Annotated in this window: 18 protein-coding genes; 8 read left to right on the top strand and 10 right to left on the bottom strand. The window is 66.9% G+C overall.

The window, feature by feature from the left end; translation table 11 throughout:
* Positions 1-4: 4 nt before the first annotated feature.
* The 3 genes from ACFQGD_RS17520 to ACFQGD_RS17510 form a co-directional block, all read right to left on the bottom strand.
* The gene (locus ACFQGD_RS17520; protein WP_345403123.1) at positions 5-1,687 is read right to left on the bottom strand and encodes a PucR family transcriptional regulator; all 1,683 of its coding nucleotides are present in this window, start codon (positions 1,685-1,687) and stop codon (positions 5-7) included.
* Positions 1,684-2,301: an MEDS domain-containing protein gene (locus tag ACFQGD_RS17515; RefSeq protein ID WP_345403126.1), complete on the bottom strand. Its 618-nt coding sequence runs from the start codon at positions 2,299-2,301 to the stop codon at positions 1,684-1,686. The genes ACFQGD_RS17520 and ACFQGD_RS17515 overlap by 4 nt, the downstream gene beginning before the upstream one ends.
* A gap of 158 nt (positions 2,302-2,459) precedes the next feature.
* On the bottom strand, positions 2,460-3,518 hold the full coding sequence (locus tag ACFQGD_RS17510; RefSeq protein WP_345403129.1) for a hypothetical protein: 1,059 nt from the start codon (positions 3,516-3,518) through the stop codon (positions 2,460-2,462).
* A gap of 197 nt (positions 3,519-3,715) precedes the next feature.
* Between ACFQGD_RS17510 and ACFQGD_RS17505 the strand changes: the two genes are divergently transcribed.
* Genes ACFQGD_RS17505 through ACFQGD_RS17490 form a run of 4 tightly spaced genes read left to right on the top strand, consistent with a single transcriptional unit; the run spans position 3,716 to position 7,716 of the window.
* Entirely contained in the window at positions 3,716-3,904 is a 189-nt protein-coding gene (locus tag ACFQGD_RS17505; protein WP_345403132.1) for a hypothetical protein, read from the top strand.
* Positions 3,905-3,934: 30 nt separating this feature from the next.
* Positions 3,935-5,077: a 2-hydroxypropyl-CoM lyase gene (locus ACFQGD_RS17500; RefSeq protein ID WP_345403135.1), complete on the top strand. Its 1,143-nt coding sequence runs from the start codon at positions 3,935-3,937 to the stop codon at positions 5,075-5,077.
* 20 nt (positions 5,078-5,097) lie between these two features.
* Positions 5,098-6,141, top strand: a complete 1,044-nt coding sequence (locus ACFQGD_RS17495; protein ID WP_345403138.1) for a cobalamin-independent methionine synthase II family protein — start codon at positions 5,098-5,100, stop codon at positions 6,139-6,141.
* Between the two features lie 12 nt (positions 6,142-6,153).
* Positions 6,154-7,716 carry an acyl-CoA synthetase gene (locus ACFQGD_RS17490; protein WP_345403141.1) on the top strand — a complete coding sequence of 521 codons (1,563 nt, stop codon included), beginning with the start codon at positions 6,154-6,156 and terminating at the stop codon, positions 7,714-7,716.
* Here the strand turns inward: ACFQGD_RS17490 and ACFQGD_RS17485 are convergent.
* Genes ACFQGD_RS17485 through ACFQGD_RS17470 form a run of 4 tightly spaced genes read right to left on the bottom strand, consistent with a single transcriptional unit; the run spans position 7,641 to position 14,623 of the window.
* The gene (locus tag ACFQGD_RS17485) at positions 7,641-9,935 is read right to left on the bottom strand and encodes a molybdopterin-dependent oxidoreductase (RefSeq protein ID WP_390221066.1); all 2,295 of its coding nucleotides are present in this window, start codon (positions 9,933-9,935) and stop codon (positions 7,641-7,643) included. The two genes, ACFQGD_RS17490 and ACFQGD_RS17485, sit on opposite strands and share 76 nt — an antisense overlap.
* Before the next feature lie 7 nt (positions 9,936-9,942).
* On the bottom strand, positions 9,943-10,683 hold the full coding sequence (locus ACFQGD_RS17480; RefSeq protein WP_345403147.1) for an SDR family NAD(P)-dependent oxidoreductase: 741 nt from the start codon (positions 10,681-10,683) through the stop codon (positions 9,943-9,945).
* A gap of 25 nt (positions 10,684-10,708) precedes the next feature.
* Positions 10,709-12,283, bottom strand: a complete 1,575-nt coding sequence (locus ACFQGD_RS17475) for an FAD-dependent oxidoreductase (protein WP_345403150.1) — start codon at positions 12,281-12,283, stop codon at positions 10,709-10,711.
* Between the two features lie 27 nt (positions 12,284-12,310).
* Entirely contained in the window at positions 12,311-14,623 is a 2,313-nt protein-coding gene (locus tag ACFQGD_RS17470; RefSeq protein WP_345403153.1) for a helix-turn-helix domain-containing protein, read from the bottom strand.
* Positions 14,624-14,931: 308 nt separating this feature from the next.
* Here ACFQGD_RS17470 and ACFQGD_RS17465 point away from each other — a divergent pair, with 308 nt between their 5' ends.
* Both ACFQGD_RS17465 and ACFQGD_RS17460 read left to right on the top strand, forming a co-directional pair.
* On the top strand, positions 14,932-15,810 hold the full coding sequence (locus ACFQGD_RS17465; RefSeq protein WP_345403156.1) for a phytanoyl-CoA dioxygenase family protein: 879 nt from the start codon (positions 14,932-14,934) through the stop codon (positions 15,808-15,810).
* 147 nt (positions 15,811-15,957) lie between these two features.
* On the top strand, positions 15,958-17,079 hold the full coding sequence (locus tag ACFQGD_RS17460; RefSeq protein WP_345403159.1) for a cobalamin-independent methionine synthase II family protein: 1,122 nt from the start codon (positions 15,958-15,960) through the stop codon (positions 17,077-17,079).
* Positions 17,080-17,117: 38 nt separating this feature from the next.
* Here the strand turns inward: ACFQGD_RS17460 and ACFQGD_RS17455 are convergent, their stop codons facing one another.
* Positions 17,118-18,056, bottom strand: a complete 939-nt coding sequence (locus ACFQGD_RS17455; RefSeq protein WP_345403162.1) for a TIGR03564 family F420-dependent LLM class oxidoreductase — start codon at positions 18,054-18,056, stop codon at positions 17,118-17,120.
* Between the two features lie 117 nt (positions 18,057-18,173).
* Between ACFQGD_RS17455 and ACFQGD_RS17450 the strand changes: the two genes are divergently transcribed.
* Entirely contained in the window at positions 18,174-19,586 is a 1,413-nt protein-coding gene (locus ACFQGD_RS17450) for an aldehyde dehydrogenase family protein (RefSeq protein WP_345403165.1), read from the top strand.
* Between the two features lie 36 nt (positions 19,587-19,622).
* Here ACFQGD_RS17450 and ACFQGD_RS17445 read toward each other — a convergent pair whose 3' ends face one another.
* The gene (locus tag ACFQGD_RS17445; RefSeq protein ID WP_345403168.1) at positions 19,623-21,320 is read right to left on the bottom strand and encodes a PucR family transcriptional regulator; all 1,698 of its coding nucleotides are present in this window, start codon (positions 21,318-21,320) and stop codon (positions 19,623-19,625) included.
* Entirely contained in the window at positions 21,317-21,937 is a 621-nt protein-coding gene (locus ACFQGD_RS17440) for an MEDS domain-containing protein (RefSeq protein WP_345403171.1), read from the bottom strand. The genes ACFQGD_RS17445 and ACFQGD_RS17440 overlap by 4 nt, the downstream gene beginning before the upstream one ends.
* A 295-nt stretch (positions 21,938-22,232) precedes the next feature.
* On the opposite strand from ACFQGD_RS17440, the gene ACFQGD_RS17435 reads away from it, so the two are divergent.
* Positions 22,233-23,291: a sulfite exporter TauE/SafE family protein gene (locus tag ACFQGD_RS17435; RefSeq protein WP_390221065.1), complete on the top strand. Its 1,059-nt coding sequence runs from the start codon at positions 22,233-22,235 to the stop codon at positions 23,289-23,291.
* The last annotated feature ends 27 nt before the right edge of the window (positions 23,292-23,318 follow it).

Here is a 23,318-nt window from a genome sequence, read left to right as displayed (position 1 = left end):
CTCCTCACGCTTCGGTGATCACCCCGAGTACCTGCCAGGCGCGGGTGGCCAAGTGCAGGTGCAGATGCGTATCGGGGTCCCCGAGATCGTGACCCGAGACCTCTCTGATGCGTTTCAGCCGATACTTGAGGGTGCTGCGGTGGATCAGCAGCGTGTCGGCGGTTTGCTCGTGGTTGCCGCCGCAGTCGAGAAACGCGGACAGCGTGGCCACCAGATCACCGCCGTGTTCCCGGTCGTAGGTCAGCAGATCGTCCAGCCACTGTCGGGCAAGGTCCTCGATATCGCCCGGGTCGGCGACGCTGCCGAACACTTTGAGCACACCTAGATCGTCGAAGCACAGGCTACGTGCTCGGGTGCCGAGCAACCGCAACGCGAACTGGGCCTGCTGGTAGGACTGTGGGAAGCCGGACGCCCGCGCGCAGCGCCCACCGGCGACGAGGCGGCAAGACCCTTCTCCGAGTCTTCGCTGGATCGCGGTGTGCAACTTCTCCCACGGCATATCCGTATGGACGAGCAGGATCACCGCGTCGGCCCGGCTCACAAGCAGTGACCCGACGTCACATTCCGTGGCGGTTTGTCGGACAGCTCGGAACAACCGTTCCGAGCCAACTCCCGCGTCTGGTTGGACGATCACGACCCGGTGCGGTCGTTCCAGGTCGTACCGCAGGCCCTTGGCCCGCATGAGCACGCTCTCGCCGTCCGTGCCCGCGAGAAGATCCTCGACGATGTCCCTGCGCAGACGCAGTTCGGTCTCGGCGATATTGCGCACATGTGCCAGCTCGCTCGCCAGTACGGTCGCACCGTATTCGAGCGCCATGAGGTCTTGGGGCCGTGCGACGTCGTCCTGGTCGATCAACACCATCACGCCAAGGATCTCGTCACGCGCTCTCGCCAGGGCGAGCCACCGGTCGCCGTGACGGATTGACCTGCTCTCGTCCAGCGCCGCGGCAAGCATCTTGTCTCGGCGGCGTCCCGCCAGGTCGAGCCCAACCACATCGGATTCGATGCCCGCCGACGCTCCCCGCACGCCATCCCGGTATTCCACGACGACCGGAAGCCCGGTCAGTTCGTGCACGACGTTCGTGATGCCTTCCACACCGACTCCGGACGCGGCGGCGTCGGTCAGCCGTTGGTGGATTTGCATGCCCTGTCGCAGTGCCGCGACGGTCTCTTCCAACCTTTCGTTGAGCAAGGCCAACTCGCTGGCGTTGCGCCGTTCCATTTCGTGCATCGCCGCGTTCGTCAGCGCGAGGCCGGTCTGTTGGGCCAACACACGCAGCTGAAACTGCTCGTGCGGGCTCGGCTCCTGCTCTGATCCCGTGACGACGAACCCGGCGTTGCCTCGTAGGCTGCGCATCGGATATGCCCACGCCCAGCTTTCGGTGGGAAGGTCGACCGGGCCGCCCATCGCGCCAAAGGCCGAGATCTGGTCCTCGAGGTGGGCTCGCATGGCTCGCCCGGCACAGGGCCGCTTGGTCTGCCGCCACCCACCGTCGGCGAGCAGGATGCCCTCAACGTGACATCGGGTCAGTGAGGACACGGCCTCAGCGGCCAGCGCGAGCACGGAACTCGCATCGGCCGCTTCCGTCATGACCATGGACAACGCGAGTAGCGCACGCAGGTCGGACAGCTCTGCCCGATCCGTGCGGTCGGGGTGCAACGGCACCAGCGCCGACCGGGACGTCATGAGTACGTCAGCCTGCGGGCGGCGAGGAACTCGTCCGGTTTGAGGTAGTACGGGTTATCAAGCACCGCACCACCGAGCAGCACGACCGGATGCGTGCGCAAGATGTCGATGAGCAGCGCGCCGCCAAACCGGTCCAGATCGTACAGGCACACGATGACCTGCGGATGCTGGCTGACGAACCGGTTCAACTCCGACTCGTAGCACAGGAACTCGTCCATATCGGGCTTGTCGGTCAGGGCGCTGGGCATCTCCCCGATCACCCTGACGAAGTCGAACCTCGGATCAGCGAGCGTCCGCTCGACGGCGGTTTGCCAGTACTCCAGCATGTCGGCCATGACGAACTGCCCACCACGGAGATACGTCTGTTCTGGGGTCAGCACGTCAAGCACGCCGTGGCGCATGGCCGCGCCCGCCGCGTCGCCGAGCGCGGCGATCACCTCGGTGGGACCGACCGGCTCGACCACGCAAATGGTCTTGTCGCCCGCCTTGACTCCCTCTCGGAGAAAGGACAGCAGGATCTTGTCGCGCTCGTCGCGGCCGCGATAGAAGGCGCAGACATGGTCTCCGGGGTGCAGATCAACACCCGGCAGGCCGAGGACGACCGTGTCCTGCATGCGCGACCACCTCACCGCGACGCCGTCGGAAGTCTTGCCATGATTCCGCCGACGCTAGCCGCACGGCCACGGCCGCGACTCGACCTGGAGAGCTCAACACGAGCGGCGTGTTCGTCCCCCACGGTCAATCGTCACTGGCCGCAGGGGACGTCCGCCGGTCAGCGTTCGCCGGTCAGCTGTGCCCTGGCCAGGTCACGACCGGCCACGATCGCGCCGAGCTTTGCCTTGGCCACGTTGCGGCGCATCGATGCGATACCACAGTCGGTCGAGACCGATACTTGCTCCGGCGGGACCGCGTCGAACAGCCGGTGTAGCCAGCCCGCGATGGTCTCCGCCGTCTCTACACGCAGCAGTTCGATATCCACGACGCCGACACCAATGTCCTTGTCCTTCGGCCAGCCGCGCAGCGAGTCGACCTCCGCGAACTCGTGGCTTGCCATCTGGAAGTGGATCTGGTCGCAGTGCAGGTCGAACGCCCACGGGAACAGCCGGTTGCCCTTGAGGTCGAGGATGCCGGGCTGGCCTTCCTCGTGCCCGTAGCAGATATGAACGACCTTGTAGGCCGAGATGCCCTCGAACGCGGTGTTGATCGCGTCGATGATCCATTCCTCCGGCTCGAAGAAGGTGAGCGGCTCGGTGATCTGGATCATGTCGACGCCACGACGCTCCAGGTCGCGGAACTCCTCGTTGTACGCCTTCGCGACTTCCTGCGAGAGCACTTTGAGGTCGTGGTAGTGCCGGTCGGTGGACAACGCGGCGAGCGTGGCGGGGCCGAGCGACGCGTTGATCTTCAACGGCGCGTCCGTCACCAGCCGCACCGCCTCAGCGATCGGTTTGAACACCGGACGCCGCCAGGCCACCTCGCCGATCACGCTGGGTTTGTAGATCGGCAGGTCGAACGCGCCGACCTGGATTCGGTCGCCATATCCGGCGTAGCCGTCCAGCTTGTGCGCCATGGCGTGGAACAGCTCGGCATACTCGTAACCGGTCTCGTTCTCGTAGTACTGGCCGCCATCAGTGACAACGTCCAACCCGACGTCGAGCATGTCGTGCACGGCGAGGCTCACCGCGTGGTGGTACAGCTCGCGAGCACGGTAATCGACGAACTCGGGCGCGTGCACACCGATCGGCAGAATCCTGCCCTCGAGAAAGATGGGACGCGGATACGCCCCGACGATCGTGGCGGGCAGCAGGATGTCATTTCCCCGGACCTTCATCGCACTCTCCTTGTTGTGACGACTGTCACGGCGATCGTGCCGCCGGCGACCGCACTCGGGCTTCGACCTTTACAGCTCAATCCCCGCTGCGGGTTGAGCTGTACGGGTCGAGGACTTTCGCCACCGTGACTCCCTAGCGTCAGCGATGTCACCAGCAGCAACCGGGCGGCACACCCGGTGCCACGAGGAGGCTCATCATGACCCAGCCCACCCGCGTAGAACTGCCCGCCAGACTCACGCTGCGGTGTTCGGAGTGCGGTTCGACGCACACCGCGCTGGCGCTGCATGACGAGGCGCTCAGGCGTGCCCGGCGCTGTCCGGAGTGCTCGGCGACCTGTGAGGTCGTCGCGACCCATGTGGTCTCGCTCGGCTGTTCGTGCTGCTGACACCGCCTATTCACCACGAAGGAGCCCATCATGCGAATCGGCAGCAACGACGTCTTCCTGCCCACGATGAACATGGCCTATTCCAACCCGAAGTGGTACGACTTCGTCGCGGCCGGCTACAACGTGCCGTTCGGCGCGTTGGTCGAGGACACGGTTCAGGCCGAGGTCTTCAAGGACGCGCTGTGGGGCGTGATCGGTGACCAGCAGCGCGCGGGGATGGACGTCGTCGCCGACGCCCGGCTGTTCGCCGCGGGCAACTACTCCGGCGTCGTCACGTACTACTACGGCAGGCTGGCCGGGTTCGCGCCGTACGGCCCCAACGTCAAGTACCCGCTGTACTCGACGTTGCGCTCGCCGACGTGTGTCGGCGACATCTCCCGCGCCGCGCCGATGATGACGCCGATCGCCGAAGCGCTGACGGAACTCACCGACGCGCCGTTGAAGATCCAGTGGACGGCGGCGGGGACGCTGACCGGGCTGTCCGCGGACAACCACTACGGCAGCGACGCCGAGCGCGCCTTCGCTATCGCCGAGGCACTCAACGAGGACATTCTCGAGGTGGACGCGATGGACCAGGTCGCGATCCTGCAGCTCGACGAGTGGTTCTGGCCGTACGAGTACGAGGACTGGAGCATCGAGGCGTTCAACCGCACGGTCGCCGGTGTCCGCAACGCCAAGGTCATGGTGCACCTGTGCGTCGGGAACTACCGGGGTGGTCGTGGTTATCGGCCCGACGACACCGCCGTCCCCGGTGAAAGCGCGTTCGACCTGCATGCTCGCCGCGGCGAGTCGCTCGTCTACGAGTCCGTGCTTCCCCGGGTGTACGAGGCCAACATCGACATCCTCAACCTGCAGGTGATCGAGGACTCCGATGAGGGAGTGCTGGACGCGCTGCGCAAGCATCCCCTTCCAGACGACATCGACTTCGTGTGCGGCGTGATCGACCCGAAGTCGACCTACGTCGAGACACCGGACGAGGTCGCCGACCGGATCGAGCGTGTCCTTGAGGTGGTGCCCGCCGACCGGCTCGGGCTGACCACCGGGTGCGGGCTCAAGAACCTGCCGCGCCTCACCGCGTTCCAGAAGCTGCGGTCACTGGCGGACGGCGCCGCGTTGGTGCGGCTGCGTCACCAGCTCGGCACCGGCACCACAGCGACCACGGCAACCGCCTGATACGAAACGAAGGAGCCATCATGCGTGTCCGCGACACCGACATCCTCCTGCCAACCACCATGGTGGGCAGCTATCCCCGCCCGACCTGGCTGACCGGCAAGGTGTTCGGCGAGTATGACGAACCCGACTACATCGACTACGGCACCAAGGAACGGTTCTGGGACGCCGTGCAGCTCTGCGTCGACGACCAGGTCCGCGCCGGTCTCGACGTGCTGGCCGACGGGCAGCAGTACTTCGAGACCGAGACCATGCACGAGTACGGCCAGGTGTTCCACTTCTGGGCGCACCACCTCAAGGGCTTCGCCCGCTGGGGTGACCCGATCGCCATCGACCTCTACAAGAAGTTCCACGCGCCGATGGTCACCGGCGACGTCGAATGGGTCCGGCCGATCTACGCTCCCGCCGCGGAAGCCGCCCAGTTCGCCGCGAACGGCCAGCCGGTGAAGATCGCGGTACAAGGTCCGCTGTTCCTGGCGCACTGCTGCACCGACAACCACTACGGCGAGATGAAGCCGCTGGCGATGGACATCGCCAAGGCGTTCAACGCGGAGTTCAAGGACCTCGCGGCGCGCGGCGTCGACTGGATCCAGATCCACGAACCGCTCACCTACTATGGCGAGGAGCCGTGGTTCCTCGAGGTGCTGAACACCGCGTTCGAGGGCGTGGACGCGCACCGGATCTGGCACATCTGCTACGGCAACCAGGGCGGCAACCCCGGCGTCGCCGACCAGCGCGGCCAGGACATGTTCCCGTTCGCGTTCGACGCCGACGTCGATCAGATCCACATCGAGGCGGCTCGCAGAGGTCCGGGCGATCTGCCACACCTGGCGGGTCTGCCAGAGCGGATGAGCCTCGGGGTCGGCGTGATCGACGTGAAAAGCACGGTGATCGAGACGCCGGAGTCGGTGGCGGAGCTGCTGACGACGGCCGCGGAGCACGTGCCCGCCGAGCGGATCTGCGTCAGCACCGACTGCGGCATGCTCAACCTGAAACGAGAACACGCCCAGCGCAAGCTGCACGCGCTCGTCGAAGGCACCCGCATCGCCCGCGACCGGTTGTCCTGATTGGACGTATGAGTGAACATCGGGAGTTTTCTCGCCGAGGCGGCCCGGACTTACCCCGGCCGGGCCGCCCTCACCCGTGGCACGACGACGCGCACCTACGCGGAGCTACACGCCCGAGCCGGCGCGTTCGCGGCAGCATTGTCTGAGGCTGGGCTCCGCAGGGGTGACCGAGTGGTGGTGTGGAGTCACAACCGCCCCGAGGTCGTCGAAACCTACTTCGCCTGCTGGCACATCGGCCTGGTCGTTGTGCCGGTGAACGCGAAGGTGACGGTCGACGAGGTCGCGTTCCACATCAGCGACTCACGAGCGACGGCACTGGTCTACAGCGAAGACTTCGCTGACGGGGCGGCGAGCATCCCCGGTGTGCGACGCATCGGAATCGGGCCGGAGTACGAGGCGCTGCTGGCGCGGCACCAGGACGCCAGCCAGGGCGGCGTTGAGGTCGTGGACGTCGCCCCGGACACACCTGCCTGGTTGTTCTACACCTCGGGTACCACCGGTCGCCCCAAGGGTGCGATCCTGACGCACGCCAACCTCGCCTTCATGGTCGTCAGCTGGTGCGCCGACCTGCATCAGCTCCAGCCAGAGGACGTCGTGCTGCACTGCGCACCACTCTCCCACGGCGCTGGGTTCCATGCGCTCGTCACCGTCGCGCGCGGCGCGCACGCCCTCGTGCACGACCGGTTCGATCCGGCAGTCGTGCTGGACGCGATCGCGGCACACCGGGTCACCGCGACATGGCTGGTGCCGACACAGATCCGGATGCTGCTCGACCATCCGTCGCTCGCGACCGCGGATCTGTCTTCGCTCACGCATATAGTCTACGGCGGTGCCCCGATGCACGCGGCCGATCTCGCCGAGGCGGTGAAGCGCATCGGGCCGGTGTTCGTGCAGCTGTACGGGCAGGGCGAGTCACCGATGACGATCACCTACCTGCGCAGAGAGGAGCATCGTCCTGATCGGCCCGACACCGAGGTGCTGACCTCGACCGGCGTGGCCCGCACCGCCATGGAGGTGCGCGTCGTCGATGCCGACGGAGTGGCCGTCGCTCCGCGCGAGGCTGGCGAGATCATCGTGCGAGGCCCGGCGGTGATGACTGGGTACTGGAATCGGCCGGATGCGACGGCGGAGTCGTTGCGTGATGGCTGGCTGCATACCGGTGACGTGGGGATGCTTGACGAGCGTGGGTACCTGTACGTCCTTGATCGGATGAAGGACCTCATTATCACCGGCGGTAGCAACGTCTACGCTCGCGAGGTTGAGGAGGTGCTGCTGCGCCATCCGGCCGTGCACGAGGTCGCTGTCTTCGGCGTCCCAGATCGCACCTGGGGCGAACTGGTCGTCGGAGCGGTCGTGCCGGACACCGAGGTCGACCCGGATGAGCTGATCGTCTTCTGCCGTGAGCGGATGACCAGCTTCAAGCGTCCACGCCGCATTCACGTGCTCGACGCCTTGCCTCGCAACGCCTACGGCAAGGTGCTCAAGCGTGAGCTGCGCGCTCAACTCGGCGCCGGCGGCACCGGCCCGGACCATCGGGCTACCTCGACCAAGACCCTGCTTCCCGAACATCCCTGAGACAGTCGCGACGAGCCGGTGTCCCTGGTGAGTACATTGACGCTGCCAGCGGTACACAGAACGGGGTCGGTGCCCGGGACCGGCGTGAACCACGCGCCGGTCGACAGCTGGACGACGCCGGGCAGCAGGTCGTCGTCCAGCACGGCACCCGCGAGGCATGCGCCACGGTCGTTGTAGACCCGCACCAGGTCGCCATCGACAATTCCCCGTGATGCCGCGTCGGCGGGATGCATCCTGATCGGCTCGCGACCGGCCACTTTGGACGCCTGGCTGTAGGGGCCGAAGTCGAGCTGACTGTGCAGCCGCGTCGCCGGATTGTTGGCCAGCAATACCAGCGGAAACCACTCGGCACGAGGCGATCCGTGCCACTCCGCTGGTGCCAGCCACGCGGGATGGCCGGGGCAGTCTTCGTAGTCGAACGACGCGATCGTCGCGGAGTACAGCTCGATCCGCCCGCTCGGTGTGCGCAGTGGATGCGCCATGGGGTCGCGGCGGAAGTCCGCGAAAAGCACGCTCGGTTGCGGTTCCGGTAGCGTGACACTGCCCGCCGCCCAGAACGCGCCGAAGTCCGGCAGGTCGGGGTTTCCCGTCCGCTGCCGCCAGTCCTCGTAGAGGTGCCGAAGCCACTGCTCCGCTGTGCGGTCTTCGGTGTAGGCCTCGGCCACGCCGAGTCGAGCCGCCAACTCAGCGAAGATGGCGTAGTCGTCCCATGCTTCGGCGTAGGGATCGGCGCACCGGCGCATCGCGGTGAGCACGGCATCGGCACGGGACGCGCCGATGTCGTCGCGCTCCAGCGTTACGGTTGCCGGTAGCACGATATCGGCGTGCCGGGCCGTGGCGGTCCAGTACGGCTCGTGCACGACGATCGTGTTCACGCGGCGCCAGGCCTCGCGGAGCTTCGTGAGCTGCTGGTGGTGATGGAACGGGTTGCCGCCACACCAGTAAATGAGCTCGATGTCCGGATAGCGATGCCGTCGACCGTCGTAGTCGTACTCCCGCCCCGGGTTCAGTAGCATGTCGGCGATCCGGGCTACCGGGATCGCGGTCGTAACCGGGTTGGTGCCCTGCGGCAGAGTCGGCAGCGACCAGGTCTGTGCCGGAAGCCCGTTGTCCGCCATCGAGCCGTAGCCGTGTCCGAACCCACCCCCGGGTAGCCCGATCTGACCGAGCAGGGTCGCGACCAGCACCGCGGCCCACACCGGCTGTTCACCGAACTCCGCGCGCTGCAGCGCGTAGGTGACGGTCAGCATGGTGCGCCGCGTGCTCATCGCCCGTGCCAGTTCGGTGATCGCCGCTACGTCGATGCCGCACAGTGCCGCGGCCCAAGCGGGGTTCTTGGCGATCCCGTCCGCCTTTCCAGTCAGATACGGCACCACGCGGTCGAACCCAGTGCAGTGTGTCCGCACGAAAGCCGCGTCGTACCGGCGTTCGGTGACGAGGACGTACGCCAGCGCCAGCAGGAAGGCGGTGTCGGTGCCCGGCCGTACCGGCAGCCACCGCGCGCTGAGCTCCTCGGGAATGTCGGCGCGGTCAGGTCCGACGATAACGAACTCGACTCCCCTGTCCGCCATCGACCGCAGGTGCTCGCTGACACGATGCCTGCTCACCCCACCGGGTGCGACGGCGGTGTTCTTCGCGGGAAGCCCGCCGACGCACACCATGAGCTCGGTGTGCTCGGCGAGCACCTGCCAGCTGGTCAACGCGCCCAAGACCTCGACCCCACCGCCGAGGATGTGCGGGAGAAGCACCTCCGAGGTACCGACGCTGTACGTGTTCACCGACCGGACGTAGCCACCGAGGGTGTTCAGGAACCGGTGCACCTGGCTCTGCGCATGATGGAACCGGCCCGCGCTCGACCACCCGTAGGAGCCGCCGAAGACGGCGTCCGGCCCAGCCGTGTCGTAGACCCCGCGCAGTTCGTCCGCGAGCACGTCGAGCACGTCGTCCCACGACATCGACACGAAGGCGTCCTCGCCACGGCGTCGGTCGGGGCCACGACCTCGCTCCAACCAGCCTGCCCTGACATAGGGCCGGTCGATGCGCAGCGGATGGCGTAGCGAGCCGACCAGGTTGCCGAGCAGCGGTGAAGGTGCGGTGTCCGAAGTGGATGGTCGCACGGCGGTGACGTCCGCGTGACCGTCCACGCCATCGGCGCCGTCGCGCACGATGGGGCTGAACGCACCCCAGTGCGCGAGGTGCGTCGGCACCGTGTCGCTCACCTTGGGCTCACAGCGCCGTCCAGCCCCCGTCGACGGTCAGTGCGTGCCCGGTGAGGTAGCTCAGCCGCTCATCGGCGAGCAGCCCGATGGCGTCGGCGATCTCGGTAGGCTGGGCGACCCGTCGCATCGGGATGTTCTCCTCGACCCGGCTCCGCAGCTCGGGAACGTCGAGCCGCCACTGCGTCATCGGCGTCTGCACGAAGCCGGGACACACGGCGTTGGACCGGATACCATCTGTGGCATAGTCGACCGCGAGAGACTTGGCGAACAGCAGAGCCGCACCCTTCGACGCGGTATAGGCGCACCGCGCGGGGAACGCCACCTGCCCTGCCACCGACGCCACCGTGATGACGTGACCTGATCCCTGCGCGAGCATCACCGGCAGCACGACCCGGGAGCACAGGAACAGCCCACGCACGTTCACCGCGTGCACGCGGTCCCATTCCTCGATCGGCGTCTCGTGACACCGGCCCGCCGCCTGCGATCCGGTGATTCCCGCGTTGTTGACGAGCAGATCGATACGCCCGATCGTTCGCACGACAGTGTTGATCGCTTCGCGCATCGATTCGGCGTCGGCGACGTCCGCCGCCAGCCCGATGCCTTCGGGCCCCGCGGCCGCCTTGGCCGCGTCGAGATCCAGATCGAGTACCGCGAGCGTGTACCCGTCCGCCGCAAGACGTCCGCACGTGGCGGCGCCGATCCCTGAACCGCCGCCCGTCACCACGGCGACACGCTGTGGCTCACTCATCCCAGGCATCGCTGATTACCTCCGCTCACAGGTTCTCGAGCCGCTTGCGACCAGCACGCAGCCGGGACAACTGCACGAAGTGCTCCGGGTTGAGGAACAACTCGTTCATCCACCCCAGCGTGTCGATCGTCAGGCCTTCAGGGCGGTGGATGAGGTAGTCCAAGTACTGGAAAGCATCCTTGGCCCCGTAACCCACGTGGTGCGCGCCGACCACCTTCCGCGAGGTGCCGTCGACAACAAGCTTCTGGAACCCGGACAGCTCCGGCTTCCGGAACGCGTACAGCATCGTGCCCTCCGCGCACGGCAACGGCAGGTTGGGTGTGTCGAGACCTTCGACGTACGGCGGCATCTGAATGATGATCACGTCGTCGTAGGCGGCGCGCGCCTCGGCCTCGGTCAGCCCGACCCAGGTGACCTCGTAGGTGGTGTGCAGGAAGTCCGGGTATTCGGTGAAGTCGAACTCCAGGTCCTCACCCATGATGTTGCGCGCGGCGGTCACACCCGACTTGCGTGCCTTGAACATCTCCATCGGGCCGTCGATCATGTCGCCGACCGCGTAGACGCCAGGCACGCTCGTCTGCATCCGCTTGTTCACCACGACCCTGCCGGTCTCGCCGACGTCGATGCCAAGTGCCTCCTGCGCCTGGCCGACGTTGGGCCGTTCCCCCGTGCCAAGGAAGACGAAGTCGGTCGCCAGCTCGGCTTCCTCACCGGACTCCAGGCGCACGGTGACGCTGGTGGCGCGGCCGTTCGTGCCGTTCACCGAGACGGGATGGGCACCTTCGAGAATGGTCATCCCGCGCTTGCGCATCCCGTCGACGACGTAGGTCCGCAGGTCCTCGTCGACGTGGTGCAGTGCCTTGGTCCGCATCAACGGTGAGCGCGACACGATGGTCGTCTCGCACCCGGTGGCGTTGAAGAACGAGCCGTACTCCATGGCGACCTTGCTGCCGCCGATGATGACGCACTGGGTTGGCTCGTAGTCGAGTTCCTCGACCAGGCTGACGAAGTCGTAGACGCCGTCGAGATCGAGGCCGGGGATCTCGGGGTCGACCGGCCGCGCGCCCATCGACAGCACGAGGTTCTTGGTCGTGAACCTGCGGCCCGCCGCCTCGACGGTGTTCTTGTCGATGATCGTCGCGTGGGCGTTGAGGACGTACTCGGCCTCCAGCTGCTCCTTGGTCTGCCAGTTCATGAAGGCGTGCGCGGTGCCCCTGCCCGCGAGGAACACCTTCACCAACTCGAGAATGCTGGCGCGCGACGAGTCGAACTTCGGGAAGAACAGCTCGTCGGAGAACCACCGCATCCTGTCGAGCTCCTCCGCGGCCTCGGAGAACAGGTGGTGCGGCACGCACGCCTGGTGCGGGCACGAGCCACCGAGGAACGGCCAGGCGTCGATGATCAGCGGCCTGCCACCCATCGCCTTCATATAGGCAGCGCCGAACCGACCCGCCGCCCCACCACCGACGAAGATCGCGTCGTAGATCGGGTCCGGGTCGCCGGCGAGGTTGAGCAACGGCTCCGAGTTCGAGTCCGCGAGCGACCGCTCGATCAGATCGTTCCATTCGCCGAGGTTGTAGTGCTGGTTCCTGATGTCCACGTGCCACCGCCTGAAGTGAGATGTCGGTTAACTGAACTCGACGGTAGAAGTCGACCTGCGCTCCTGGCTTCGGCCCGCCAGGGCGAGGGACTCGGAAATGGTTGTCTGCTTGGGACAGGAGGGCTCAGGAGACTGGCCTGACAGCGCGAGGATCTTGCAGGCCAGCTGTGCCTCGAAACGGCTTTCCTGATCGGCGAGGCGCAACCCTGTCAAATCGGCGACCCGCTGTATTCGGTACGCGACTGTCCGGTGATGGACGCACAACATGCTGGCCGTCTGTCTCGTGCTACATCCGGCTGTCAGATAGGCACGCAATGTGCGCAGCAGCTCGCTGCCGTGGGATGCGTCGTAATCCAGGACCGGTCCAAGCACCTGACGCGCGAAGGAATCCAGATCTTCCCGGTTCGCCGGCGCGAGCAGAAATCGGAGCACTCCCAGATCCTCGAACAGGCCGGGCGCGTGACCTGGCAGCGCGGCGGAACACGCGAGCAATGCCTCCTGCCAGCCCGTGGGCATGCCGGTCATCTCCCGGACCACGCCGCCGACACCCACTCGGGCGCTGAGGTCGTCCGGCCAGGTCAACGTGGCGAACGTGGTCGCGAGACGGCGTAGTGCGGGCAGCGCGACACGCTTCGCACGCGGGACGATAATGGCGAAACGATCCGCCCGGCGTGCCAGGACGGCGTTACGCGCCCCGTACCTCTCCAGTTCGCTGCTGATCAACCGGGAGCACTGGACTCGAGCCCGTTCCAACTGCTCGGGATCGGCTGCATGCGACGCCGTCTCGGCCGAACGATGCAGTTCGATGGCGACCACCCGTGCGGGCAACGCGAATCCCATGCCGAGGTGCCGCGCCCGTACGCCCGCTTCCACCGCGTCGGGCACCCGCCCTTCCAGCACGTCCCACACGAACTCCGATTGCGCCCGCCTGCCCGCGGCGACCGCGGCCTCCTTCTGGGCCAGAAACAGTGCGGTTACCACGGCCGCCTGCTCGGCGGCGAGCCGCGCCCCCGCTGGCGGAGTGTCCGCGAACAACAATGCGAGGTGACCAAACGTCATGCCGGACGCCCGTACTCTCGCTATCAGCATCACCTGCTCGCCCGCGGGGTATTCCGCGACGGAATCGCCGTCCGCCGCCGCTGACATCACGGCGCCACGCACGTGGTCGAGCCATTTCGCGGACGGGCGACGCGCGCCGTTCGTCGCGGTACCAAGCACCCTGCCGTCCTCGCTGATCACTGCCGCCGCCGCGGTCATGAGCCTGCTGACGGCGGTGAGAATCGCCTCGACGTCGGTGCCTTCCGCGGCGATGCTGAGCAGTTCGGTGTGCACGGCCAGTTCGTTCACGGCGTGCTTGTGCCGCTCCGCGAGTTCGTTTCTGGCGGCTTCGGCCGCGTCCGCACGCAGCCGCAGTGCGCGATGGGCCTCGGCGTTGTGCAGGGAACCGACGCACAACTCGGCCAGCGTGGCGAACACACTCTCGTCCTCGTTCGTGAACGGGACACGGTGTCGCCGCCACGCGCACAACACCCCGATCACCCGGTTCTCCCATGACAGTGGAACCGCGATCGCGGAGCAGGTTCCCTCGACGTCGGACAGAGCGAGAAACTCCGGCGCCGACCGCGGATCGGTCGAGTAGTCGTCGATGCGCTCGGGACGACCCGCGAGGGCTACCCTGCCTGCCAGCCCTTGGCCGGGGCGAATGCGTAGGCGGCCGGTGTCGAAGCGGGTGTTGCCGATGGCGCACCGCATCTCCAGCTCATCATCGGGACATCGGAGCAGTACGCCCGCGATGTCAGCACGCAGCAGGTGGGCGGTCGCGTCCGCGAGCGCGACCAACACCTCGTCCGGCTCGAGCGACGAGACCACGCGAGCTGCCATACGAGCTAGGGCGAGCCCAGGAGCGCAGCCAAGCCAGGAGTGGTGCACCAGCTGCCCCAGTGCGCGTAGGGCCTCCAGATCAGCTCCGTCGAACGGCACCGCGGCAGATCGGGACACGATCAGGTCGGTGCGCGGGTCGATGGAGACGGTGGCGACCGGTCGACCGTCGGACCAGCTCATCCCTTCCGGCGGCCGTGGCGTCAGCGCTAACGGCAGTTCACCCAGTGAGTCGAGCAACATCGGGTGGCCGTCCTGCCATCGCACCACCGTGGCGATCTCAGCGCCGAGGAGCGGGCGCGCGGCCATCACGGCGACGCCCGCGACCGCTTCCGGGCTGTCGGCCGTTGCCACCGCCAGTTCCGCGATGAGGCGGGGCCATCGGATCTGCCGGCGACTGTCGTCGAGGGTCAGGTTCGTCCGCGCGCGGCGCTCATTACTCGTCGTGAAAGTGTGCCCCATTGTGCCGCTCCTCGGCCGCGATTCCGGCTACCGCTGGGCTAGTCCGCCGACCGCAGTCAACGCCTCCGCGTCAACTCGGCGCGATGTCTCACATGGACAAGTCGAGCCCCGCCGTTTGTCTCGACCGGCGCATGGCGCACCCGCTTCCCGCCGCGCGAGGTCGCTCAGCGCGTACCGGGGTCCGGACCCGTTGACTGCCACACCTGGGTAAGCGATCCGGCGTAGGTTTTCCCGTCCGCACATGGTCCCTGCCGCACACCGCGCTGTTGCATGAACCGCGCCAGACCCATGCGAGCAAGGAGTACGCCATGACCGCATCCATCCACGCCATCGATGTCGACTTTCCCCGTACCGGCCTGCTCCGGCCGGTCTCGGACGAGGAGCGGGCCGCCTACGAGCGAGACGGTGCCGCGATCGTCCGTGGCGTCATCGCCCCCGACTGGATCGAGTACATGCGCGAGGCGGTGACACGGCTGCTGGACAGCCCCGATCCGTCCTCGCAGAACTACGCCGACGACGGGGATCCGAGGTTTTTCTCGCTGACCTTTCCCTGGCTGTTCGACGATGCGTTCAAGGCATGGGCGATCCACGGCCCGCTCAAGGACATCGCACATCAGGTCATGACCGACGCGCGGAGCATCACGTTCTTCTACGACCAGGTGTTCGTGAAGGAGCCCGGGGCGACCAAGGCGACGCCGTGGCATCAGGACTTGCCGTTCCTGCCCGTCACGGGCGAACAGCAGATCCGACTGTGGGTGCCCTTCGACACGGTCACCGCGGACGGCGGGGCGATCCACTATCTCAGGGGTTCCCACAAGTGGAACGTCATCTACCACCCGATCGGATTCAAGGACATCCCGATCATCACCGACACCTACGTGAAGTCGCCGTACGAGGACATGCCGGACTTCGAAGCCGAGTACGACTCGTACGACTGGCTGATCGCGGAAGCTGAGCCCGGTGACGTCCTACTGCACCACCCGCGCACCGTCCACGGTTCCCTCGGCAACAAGACCAACAACTACCGCAGGGCGGTCACCAGCTTCTATGTCGGCGACAAGGCGACGTGGAATCCGCACCCGGCGAACATGTTCCACAACAAGAGCCTCACCGGACACGTCACCGCACCCGATCTGACTCCCGGCGCCCCGCTGGAGTGCGAGATGTTCCCGCGCGTCTGGCCGTGAGGACCGCACGCCGGACACGCTCGCGCAATCGCCGCAGCGAGGCTTTGCCCGTCCGCACATTCCCATGGCACTGGCGGCGCTGTTTCAGTGCTGACAGGTCACTCCCAATCGAGTCATCACATCACCTCCGCTCACGAAAGGTTTGTCATGCGTATCGGAAATCAGGAAGTACTGCTGCCAGCGACCATGGTCGGCAACTACCCGGAACCCCGCTGGTATCGCGGTGAATCGTTCGCTCGCTACCCAGGGCTGCCCGGCAACCTCGTCTTCGACTCGATCTCCAAGGAGGCGCTCGAAGACTGCATCCAGTGCATCGCGCGGGACCAGGAACGCGCCGGTCTCGATCTCATCGCCGATGGTCGAGTCTTTGGTGGCGAGGACGCCTACGCCCAACTGCTGTACCACTACATGGAACGGATGACGGGATACGAGCTGAACGGTCCGAACCTGCCGGTTCCGATCTACAGCGCGCTCTACGCGCCGACCTGTGTCGGTGAGGTACGGCGGCGCTATCCGTTCCACCTCGACACGCTGAAGGCGCTACGCCGCTCGACCGATCGTCCGATCAAGGTGTCCTATACCGGAGTCGGCGCCATGACCGCGGCGACGAACAACACCTACTACTCCGACATCAAAGAGCTCGGTCTCGCGTTGGCCAAGGCGATCAACGAGGACCTCAAGGATCTGGCTGACGTCGGCGTCGACGCGGTCCAGCTCGACGAGTTCGTCTGGCCGTACGGCATGGGCGACTGGGAGATCGAATGCCTCAACGCCGCGGTGAAGGGCGTCGACGCCCAGATCTGGCTGCACGTGTGTTGGGGCAACTGGGGTGGCACCCCTGCCTACTTGCCTTACGAAGGCGACGACGAGGACAAGGACCTGGGCATTTACAACCTCGAGCGCAGGCCGGAAGGCTCGACCGAGACGACCGAGCGGGCACGCAGCATCTTCCCCAAGGTGCTCGGCGCCGACATCGACGTGCTGAACTACGAGGTCGGCCGGACCGGTCCCGACGACCTCAAGCCGCTCGCGGACAACAACTGGGACAAGGCGTTCGTGGCGGGCGTCATTGACGTCAAAAGCCTGATCACGGAGACGGCGGACGAAGTGGCGGATCGGATTCGTGCGGTCATGGAGTATGTGCCGATCGAACGACTCGGCGTGACCACAGACTGCGGCCTACCGAATATGCCCCGCATGATCGCCGCCAACAAGCTGCGCGCGCTCGCCGAAGGGGCAGCGATCGTCCGGGCCGAGCACGGGGCGTGACACGTGGCGACCGAGAACACGGCACGGCGCCGCTGACCTCAGCTCGTCTCGGCCTGTCCTCGATCGTCCAGCTCCAGCAGCAACCGCTTCGTGCGCTGGACGGCGGCTGCCGAGTCGTCGCCGGTGCCGAACACGGTCGGCCACAGCTCGGTGACACCCGCGTCAGCGAACCGTCGCAGTTGCTCGGCGACCTGTTCCTCGGTGCCCACCACGGCCAACTCGCCCGGTGACGCGACACCTTCCCGCTCGAAGAGCCGCTGGTAGTTCGTCAGGGTCCCGTACCGTGCGAAAAGTTCGCTCGCCCGCGCACGTCCGGCGTCGCCGTCATCGCAGACGGTCAGTGGCACCCCCGCGATCACGCGCGGCGCCCTGGCCGTCGACTCCGCCAAGGCGGGCTGGATGACCGACTCAACCGTGCGAGGCCCGGCCAGCCAGGTAACGACGCCGTCGGCCAGGTCCCCGGCGACACGTGTCATCAACGGGGACAGCGCCGCGACGACCACCGACACCGGACTCGCGCCGGGCACGTCGAAGCCGCCGTGTACGGAGAAGAACTCGCCGTCGTGCTCGATCGAGCCGTCGCGGAGCACCGGAACCAGCACCGAGAGGTAGTCACGCATGTGCGCGGCGGGTTTCGTGTACGGGATGCCGTACAGCCCCTCGATCGCGGGCTTATGCGACACACCCACCCCGAGTGTCAGCCGCCCGCCGCTGAGCGCCTGCACCGTCGCCGCCTGCTGCGCGAGCGCGACCGGATGCCGAGGGTAGGTCGGCACGACACCAACGCCGAGCTCGATCCGACTGGTTCGGGAACCGGCGACGGACAGCGCGCTCAACGCGTCGATACCCCGAGATGTGTGGATCGTCCACGCGGCGTCGAACCCGTCTGCTTCGGCCTGGGTGATCTGCTCAACGACGTCGCCCGGCGGGATCGGCTCACCGATCACCTCGCCGCCAACGCCGATCCCGATGCGCATCACCCGAGTCTGACACACAGGTTGTCCACACAGGTTGTCCTGGTTGGGCAAGCCGCGCGCGAGACTTCGCCCCGTCGTGTCGAGTCGGCGCGCGCCGATTTCGGTCACCGTGATGGCATGAACTCGCAGACGCAGCAGGACCCCGTGCAGGCCGTGACCGAGATCGTGGCGCGGGCGCGTGGCGCGCAGGAGGCGATCGCGCACTACACCCAGCAGGAGGTGGACGACCTCTGTACCGCGGTGGGGTGGGCGGTGGCGCGCCCGGATCGCGCGGAGGCGCTGGCCAAGCTCGCGGTCGATGAGGGTGGCTTCGGCAACTACGCCGACAAGGTCACCAAAATCAGCAAGCGGGTGCTCGGCGTGCTGGGCGACATGCGCGACGTGGCCACGGTGGGCGTTGTCGAGTCCGACTCGGCTCGCGGACTCACCAAGATCGCGAAGCCGGTCGGCGTCGTCGCGGGCCTGATCCCGACCACAGGTCCTGACGCCACCCCGCCGGTGAAAGCGTTGTTCGCGCTCAAGGGCCGCAACGCCATCGTCGTCGCGCCGCACCCGAGGACGGCCGACACCACGGCGACGGTCGTGGCGTTCATGCGAGAGGCGTGCGAGCAGGTCGGCGCACCGGCGGATCTGGTGCAGGTGCTGGACAAACCGTCGCTCGCCAAGACGCAGGAACTGATGCGCCAAGCCGACCTCGTCGTCGCCACCGGTGGTGCGGCCATGGTCAAGGCCGCCTACAGCTCCGGTACTCCGGCGTACGGGGTCGGTGTCGGCAACGCAGTGCACGTCGTGGACGAGACCGCTGACCTCGACGACGCGGCCGCCGCGATCGTCGCCGGAAAGACGTTCGACTGGGCCACCAGCTGCCTCGCCGACAACGCCCTCGTCGTCGCGGACGGCGTCTACGACGACCTGCTGGCGCGACTGCGTGCGGCGGGCGGACACGTCTGCTCCGACACGGAGAAAGCCGCGCTGCGGGAGGCGATGTGGGACGCGGGCAGCCACATCCCACGCCTGGACGTCATCGCCAAGTCCGCCGCGGTGATCGCGGACCAGGCTGGCTTCACGGTCGCGCCCGAGACAACGTTCCTGCTGGTCGAAGAGGACGGCACGGGACCGGAGCATCCATTCTCCGGAGAGAAGCTGTCCGTGGTGCTGGCCGTCTATCGGTACCGGGGCGAGATCGACACCGCCGTGGACCTGGTCAACGCCATTACGGGCTATCAAGGGCTGGGTCACACCTGCGGCATCCACACCAGCTCCGACGAGCACGTGCGGCAGCTCGCCGACGGCACGCGCACGGCGCGGGTTCTGGTGAACCAGAACCTCAACGAGGGCGCGGGCAGTGCGCGCAACGGATTGCCGTTCACGCTGAGCCTGAGCTGCGGCACGTGGGGCGGTAACATCACGACCGAGAACGTCAACGCGCGCCACTTCGTGAACCTGACCTGGGTGTCCCGGCCGGTCGAGCCGCATCCGGTGAGCGAGGATGAGTTGTTCGCGCGGCACTGGGCGCGGTTCGGGCGGTGACGCACAGCGGCACAGGGTCGGCACACGGCGCGGCGTTCAGGTGCGCAGTGCCTGAAGCGTGCGCCACGCCCGGGTCGCCAGTTGCAGGTTGAAGTGGGTGTCCGGATCCGTGAGGTCGAGCCCGGAGATCTCACGGATCCGCTGGAGCCGGTACTTCAGCGTGCTGCGGTGCACGCACAGTGCGGCGGCGGTCGTGTTGTAGCTGCCGCCGCACTCCAGATACTGACTCAACGTGGCGACCAGCTCGGCTTTGCGTTTGGCGTCGTAGTCGAGCAGGTGACCGAGCCAGCGCCGCACCAGCCGTTCCACCGCTTCCGGGTCCTCGACTTCGCCGAGGATCTGATAGACGCCGAGGTCCTCGTAGGACACTGCTTGGTCGTCACCGCGCGCGGCCCACTGCATCTTCAACGCGATCGTCGCCTCGCGGTAGGAGCGCGGGAACTGGCTCGGCCGGTCACACGGTCCGCCGACGCCGATCCGGCACCGGCCACCGCCTAGTTCGGTGAGCACCGCGGCACGGAAGTCCTCCCACGATAGTTGCCGATCGGCTAGCACGACGACGGTGTCACCCCGTGCGACCAGCATCGACCCGGCCGCCGTGGTGCGCATCGCGCGGCGGACGGCGTGGAAGAATAGGTCCTGGTCCTGGGTTCTGGCGCGCCCCTCGACCACGAGGACGCGGTGGGTGCGCTCCAGGTCGTAACCTAGCGCGGCGGCTCTGCCGAGCGCGCTCTGCTCATCGGTGCCCGCCAGCAGTTCCTCCGCGAGGTCGCGGCGCAGGCGCAGCTCGGTCTCGGCGAGGCTGCGCAGCCGCACCAGCTCCATCGACAGCACGGTGGCGGCGTACTCCAGTGCGAGCAGCTCCTGGTCGCGCACGGTGGCGCCGGGGTCGATCAGCGCGACGACGCCTACGATGTCCGGTCGGGGGCTGGCGACCGCGACGAGTCTGCCTCCCTCGCGGATCGGTCTGCCCTCCCGCAACGCTCGCCGCAGCATCTGCTCGCGCCGTGCCGGTGGGTCCTTGGGATACGGCGACGGCTTGCTCGGTCCCGCCCACGCGCGGAGGTTGCCGTACTTGTCCTCGATGGCGATCGAGTAGCCGGTCAGCTCGTGCAGCGCGGTGGCGATGCCTTCTCTGCCTTCGTCGGCGACGGCGACCCTGGTGAAACGGTCGTGAATCTGGGTGGTGTGCTCCAGCGCCCTGACTGTGTCCGCGAGGGTGGCGTTAGCCGCTCGCAGCTCGGCGGCGGTGTTTCGCTCTTTGGTGTGCAACCTCGCGTTGGCGAGTGCCGCACCTGTCTGTTGCGCGAGCGCCTGCAACACGAACTGCTCGTGCTCGGATGGCGTATCGTCGGCGCTAACGATCAGGTGCCCGGCGTAGTCACCGACGCTGCGCAGCGCGAACGCCCACGCCCACGTGCGATCCAGGCTGGTGACCGGGCCGCCGTTGCGGCCGAGCGCCTTGAGTTCCGCGTCGAGGTCGGCGAGGCGTGCCCGATCCGTGAGCGATGACGCCACCGAGCGCCAGCCGCCGTCGATCAGATGCACTCCTTCGGTGCGGCAGTGCCCGAACGACGGCACCGACGTCTCCGCCAGCCGCAGGATCTGGGTCTCCTCGGTGCTTTCGGTCATCAACATCGACAGCAGCAGTAGGCCGCGCAGGTTGGAGAGCTGATCACGCAAGGCCCGCTCCGCGAACGCGGAGCGAGCGGTCGGGACGGTGGGTGCGCTCACGACCGTCCCGCGAGGAACTCGTCCGGGTCGAGGTAGTACGGGTTAGCGATGAGCATGCCGCCCACAAGAACTTTGGGGTGTGTCTTGAGCACGTCCATCAGTACCTCGCCGCTGAACCGGTCCAAGTCGTACAGGCACAGGATGATCTGGGGATACCGTGGCAGAAAGCGGTTCAGCTCCGACTCGTAACTGACGAGTTCGTCCACCCCGGGAAGCTGACGCAGCGACCACGTCATCTCACCGACCGCGCGGGTGAACTCGTAGCCCTGGCTGCACGCCCCGCCGACCGCCTTGTCCCAGAAGTCGAGCATCGCCGTCGTGGAGAAACCGTCACCGCGCAGATACGTCTCGCGGGACGACTGGACGTCGAGCGTGCGATCCGACAGCCACGACGTCAGATTGAGATCATCACCCAAGGAGGCGAGTACCGACTCCGGCTCGGTCGCGTCAACGACGCAGATGCACTTGTCGCCGCTGAGCAGGCCCTCCCGCAGATACGGAATCAGGATCTCGTCGCGTTCCTTCGTTCCTCGGTAGAAGGCGCACAGATGATCTCCCGGCGAAAGGTGCACCCCCGGTACTCCCAGCGCGACGGACGGGCTCACGGAGTCGGGCATCATCGCCCCCTTTCTCCTGTAAGAGCCAGTATAGGAACTTTTTGTCTGGAGAGATGGTCCTACGGGGGCGAAGACCGACGTCGAATTCGTCCCCCGAGGGCAAGGCCCGCCACCAGGTGTATCTGGCCGTGTGCCCGTGCGGCGCGCTGTCGCTCGATGTATTCGCAGGTCATCATCGACTCGCGACCCGAATATGACAGATTGACTCGACTTAGTGCACAATTGCAGGACTCGGGTCGTCGACGGCGCTCCCGGATCGCAGAGCACCCCTGGAGGACCGCAAGTGTGGCAAGCCGTGCAGCAGTGGGCCGCGGAAGGCTGGCTGACGTCCTACCAGAGCGAGATCCAGATCGTCATCGCGGCCTTCCTTGTGGGCATCGTGGTCGGCATCACCGGCATGGGCGGTGGTGCGCTGATGACGCCCGCACTGCTGTTCCTCGGGGCTGGTAACCCCTCGGCTGTCATCACGGCCGACCTGACCGCCGCGGCCGTGTACAAGTCCGGTGGGGCGCTTGTCCACTGGCGGCATGGTTCGCCGAATCTCAAGCTCGCACTGTGGCTGGTCATCGGCTCGGTGCCGACAGCACTGCTGGGACCTCCCCTGCTCAGGTGGCTCGCGCCACCCGGTGACCTCGAGACGATCCTGACGATGGCGATCGGCTTCGCCCTGCTGTTCGCGACCGCCACGTTCGCGCTCCGTCTCTACATTCAGCTACGCCGAGTACGGCGCGGACAACATCGCGTTGGCGAGCCGGTGATCAAACCGGTTCCCACGATGCTGGTCGGCGCCCTTGGCGGCCTGCTCGTCGGCATCACCTCGGTCGGGGCCGGGTCGGTCATCATGATCGCCCTGATCACGCTGTATCCCACGCTGTCCGCGGTCAAGCTCGTCGGCAGCGATCTTGTGCAAGCGGTTCCGCTCGTGCTTGCCGCGGCTATCGCCAACATCCTCACCCACGGGCTCGACCTTGCCCTGACCATTCCACTGATCATCGGGTCCGTCCCGGGAACGCTGCTCGGCGCGAGAATCGCGCCCAAGGTGCCCGCATCCCTGATCCGGCGCAGCCTCGTTATCGTGCTGACCATGTCAGGGTTCGCCCTGCTCGACGAAGCTGGCTGGGGGCCCTTGAGCGCGCACGACACCAACCCCTTCCTGATCTTGTGGATCGGGATCGGCATGCTGGTGGCGCTTCCCCTGGTCTGGGGGCTGCTTCGCAAGCGCGAGGGGCTGCCGATGTTCGGCAAGCCCACCGTCGACGAGATCGAGAGCGCGGCCATCCCCGAGACGCCCGACCCGGCCGACGACTCACCGGAGCTGACCGGGACGACGTCGACCGGACCAGAATCCCGCTGAACCGACCCGCGGCGCCGTCCAGGACGT

The organism is Haloechinothrix salitolerans (genome assembly GCF_042662605.1).
GTDB lineage: Bacteria > Actinomycetota > Actinomycetes > Mycobacteriales > Pseudonocardiaceae > Haloechinothrix_A > Haloechinothrix_A salitolerans.
The sequence above is the reverse complement of the archived record's forward strand: the minus strand, read 5'-3'. Positions and strand labels throughout refer to the sequence as shown.